The organism is Pleurocapsa sp. CCALA 161 (assembly GCF_003003995.1).
In the GTDB taxonomy this organism is placed as follows: Bacteria; Cyanobacteriota; Cyanobacteriia; order Cyanobacteriales; family Xenococcaceae; genus Waterburya.
The window spans coordinates 1-3,972 of sequence record NZ_PVWF01000226.1 but is presented as its reverse complement, the minus strand read 5'-3'; the positions used below and the strand labels follow the sequence as shown (position 1 = coordinate 3,972).

The window sequence follows — 3,972 nt, the reverse complement described above, 5'->3', positions numbered from 1 at the left end:
TACCAAAGCTAAGTTACATTCTTTAGCTCGCAAACTCTGACAAGCTTGATGAAGAGCCACTAAAGATGAGGAACAAGACGTATCAAGTTGAAAAGTCGGTCCATTAAAACCTAAAAGATAAGAAATGCGACCTACAGCAATACATTGAGCGCTGCCTAATATACTATAGGCATCAATGCTGCTAAAATCAGAGCTAAAAGATTGGTATTCGTAATCGTGAGTACTCATACCGATAAAAACACCCGTAGCACTGCCTCGGAGTTGAGAAGATGAGAAACCAGCATTTTCAATTGCTTCCCAGGTAACCTCCAATAAAAGTCGTTGCTGGGGATCTAATTTCATTGCTTCGCGTGGGGAAATGCCGAAAAACTCAGGCTCAAATAAGTCTATAGATTGCTCAAGAAAGCCACCGCAACGAGTATACATCTTTCCAGCAACTGATGGATCGGGGTCATAGTAGTGATCGATATTCCAGCGTTGAGAAGGAACCTCAGTAATCGCATCTACCCCGTTACGAAGCAACTGCCAATAAGACTCGGGGCTATTTACACCTCCTGGGAAGCGGCATCCCATGCCAATAATAGCTATCGGCTCTCTTTTTTCGCGCTCAAATTCGCTAAGCTGAATCTTAGCTTGTCTCAGTGCCAATAGAACACTTTGCTTATTGGAAAGTGAACTTTCTAAAGAATTTCTGCTCATAATCTGACCTCGCTACTAAATAAGTTTATCTTTTAAATCGCTCAGCTCTTGTTCGATAGATTCATCTAGTTCCTCTTCAGATAACTGACTGACTTCTGATAAGAAAATATTAGAATCGGAAACTTTATCTGATGGTTCAGATGGATCTTCTTCGTACTCCTGACAAGGCAGAATTGTCTCCAAGTACATAGCTAACTCCTCAATGTTGGCGTATTCAAAAGCAGCCGTTGAAGAGAGAGCAATTCCTAAATCTGATTTTAAGTCTCTGCTTAATTCTAATGCTCTCAAAGAATCCATTCCCAAGTCAAAGAATCCTTTTCTCGGATTAGGCAGATTATTTTGAGATAAACCTAGAATTTTGATGACAATCTCAGTAAGATAATTAATCAGTAGTTGAACTCGCCGTGGCTGATTTAATGATTTTAACTGCTCTTTAAATTCCTCTAGTTTTTGTCTTTCTCTTGGAACTGATTGGTTTTGGGTCGCGATTCCAGGCATATTGGATAGGATTGGTGGAATACTCTTACCTTCAAACTGTTGTAAGAATTTATGCCAACTAATAGGCATAACAGATACTTGTGCTACTGACTGATTAAGCCACTGAGATAGTGCCTGTAAACCTCGTTCTGTAGTAATAGAATCAACTCCCATTTTCTGCCAGCGAATTTGATGAGAACGAGCTAGCCGAGCTGCCATACCTCCTTGACTCCAAGGTCCCCAGTTTATACTCAAACCTGGCAATCCCGTGCTTTGACGATGATAGACCAAAGCGTCCATAAAGGCATTAGCGGCAGCATAGTTTCCTTGACCAGGAGAGCCGAGTATAGAAGCCATAGAGGAAAAACAAACAAAGAAGTCCAGCATTAAATGTTGGGTCAACTGATGAAGATGCCAACTTCCTTGTACTTTGGGTGCCATAACCTTGGTAAATTGTTCCCACTTCATGCTCGATAGTAGTCCGTCATCTAAAATTCCAGCCGCATGAATAACACCTTGTAGTGGAGGTAAAAATGCCTCAATTTGCTCTAGGATATGGACTAGCTCTTCTTGCTGCGAAATGTCTCCCTTTAAAACCGACACATTAGCTCCTGCTTTTTCTAATTCCTCGATCTTTTGAACAGCAGTTTTATTTGGTTCACTGCGTCCAACTAAGACTATGTGTTTTGCACCCTCAGTTACCATCCACTGTGCAAGTTCTAATCCTAAAGCACCAAATCCTCCTGTAATCAGATAAGTACCTTTGCTCTTTATGATTACTTTGTCTTCAGATTTTGACTTGTTCTCAGGTTTCAATCTGGCTTTAGTTAATCGAGCGACCCGACGCAATCCTTGCCGATAGACAATCTGGTCTTCTATATCAGGAGATAGTAGTTCTGAGACTAAAATTTTGATAGCTTCTTCTTGCTTAACACCGACTTCTAGATCTAAACAACGGCAGTTTAATTCTGGTTGTTCTAAGGCAATTACTCGCCCTAATCCCCATATGGAAGCCTGTTGTGGTTGCACGGCAGCTACGTCAGTAATTTTTTGGGCTCCTTGAGTTATTAACCACATTGAAGGCAACTCGACTCCTAACTCCGAAGTTATAGCCTGTAATAAGTGAAGTACACTACCGCAACTTAATTCTTGAGCCTTTGACAAGGCATCAATAGTGGTATCTAAATTCCAAAGATGGAGTATACCTACTAAAGTCTGTTGATGTCCTACTTCTTGAATTAGTTTTCGGAAATCTTCTAGTCTAGTAGGACAGAGTTCATAATGACGCTCGTTTAGCTGCTGATATCCTTGACCAGGATAGACAAGAACACACTGATGCTGTTGTTGAAGACTTTTGGCTATTTGCTCTCCCCACCCATTGGCTGAGGCAAAAATCAACCAGGTTCCAGTTTTCTCTGAAGATATAACAGGATTCGGGGAAGATGATTCTTGCCAGTGGATCTGATAAAACCATTTGTTCAAATCAGGTTGCAAACTCTTGTACAAAGCTTCCTGAGAAACTTTTCTTACTTCAAAACCTTTTACTTGAGCCACTATATTTCCACCTTCATCCCAGATGAGTAACTCTCCTGCTAATATTCCATCTTTTTCATCGTATTTATGGTTTTTTTGAGCATGACACCATAATCTATTGCTTCGAGGGCGATGAAAGAATTGAAAACTTTGTATTTGGAAAGGAATAAAGAGTGACTGATTTCTATCGGTTTTTCCTAGAAAATTGTCTGACTCCCAGCATCTGCTCAGCACCTGGAAGCAGGAATCTAATAAACCTGGGTAGAGTTGATAATCATCTACTTCATCTGGTAACTTTGGTAGTTCCATCTTTCCTAAAGCTTCTGCTTCTCCCACCCACATCTTACTTATCCATTGAAAAGCCGTTCCCAAGGTATATCCTGCTTGATATAGATCGAGATAAAACTTATTTTTTGTTACTGTTTGCTTACATCGTTGTTGTATCTTCTCTAGTTCTGGAGATGCTGTTGGTTTTGCCGAGGTAGCTTGTTTTAAACGAACTTTTCCAGAAGCATGTTCTGACCAAGATGAATCTTGATTTTCTGTCCCTGGGACAGAACTAATAATTTTGAAGGAAGATTCGTTGAAATTTTCTGCCTCTAAAACAATTTGAACTATACGTATTTCTTTAGATGGCAGAACCAAAGGTCTTGAAAACAACAACTCTTCTATGATACAGTTCCTGGTTTTCCATCCTGAGTACACTGCTGATAAAACCAGGGAAATGTGCGAAGCCGCAGCGACAATATCAATGTCAAACAATCGATGATGGTCTTGGTGTGCGGGTGAATGAATTCCTAGTTGAGATTCAAAGCGAATTTGTGACGAAAACGGTATCCGTAATCTTTGACCGAGTAAGGGATGTATTTTTTTCGCTTGCGATAAAGCTTTAGTTTGATAATTGGCTTTGTTGTTTTCTATCCAATAGCGTTCCCTTTGGAAAGGATAAGTTGGTAGCGCTACCTTATTAGCGCAATTGTAACTATAAACTCCTGCCCAATCTACTTCTATTCCCTCTACGTACAACTGTGCCAAACTCTGTAGCATTTGTTGCCAATCTTCCACTCCAGAACGCAAAGAAGGCAACCATAGCTTTTGAGATTCCAGAAGACATTGACTTCCCATCCCTAATAGAACAGGCTTTGGTCCGATTTCTAAGAAAATAGAACAATTCTCTTGGTCTAACGTATTAATACTATCGGCAAATCTCACTGGTTGACGTATATGAGTTACCCAATATTCGGCAGCAGCAATATTTTGAGA

At 40.3% G+C, this 3,972-nt stretch carries 2 protein-coding genes; both read right to left on the bottom strand.

The window, feature by feature from the left end:
- Nucleotides 1–699: beta-ketoacyl synthase N-terminal-like domain-containing protein (locus C7B62_RS24915; protein WP_146132219.1), on the bottom strand; the 699-nt coding region annotated here is incomplete at its 3' end.
- A 15-nt stretch (nt 700–714) separates the two neighbouring features.
- The coding region (locus tag C7B62_RS24910; RefSeq protein WP_146132218.1) for a type I polyketide synthase at nt 715–3,972 on the bottom strand (3,258 nt) is incomplete at its 5' end.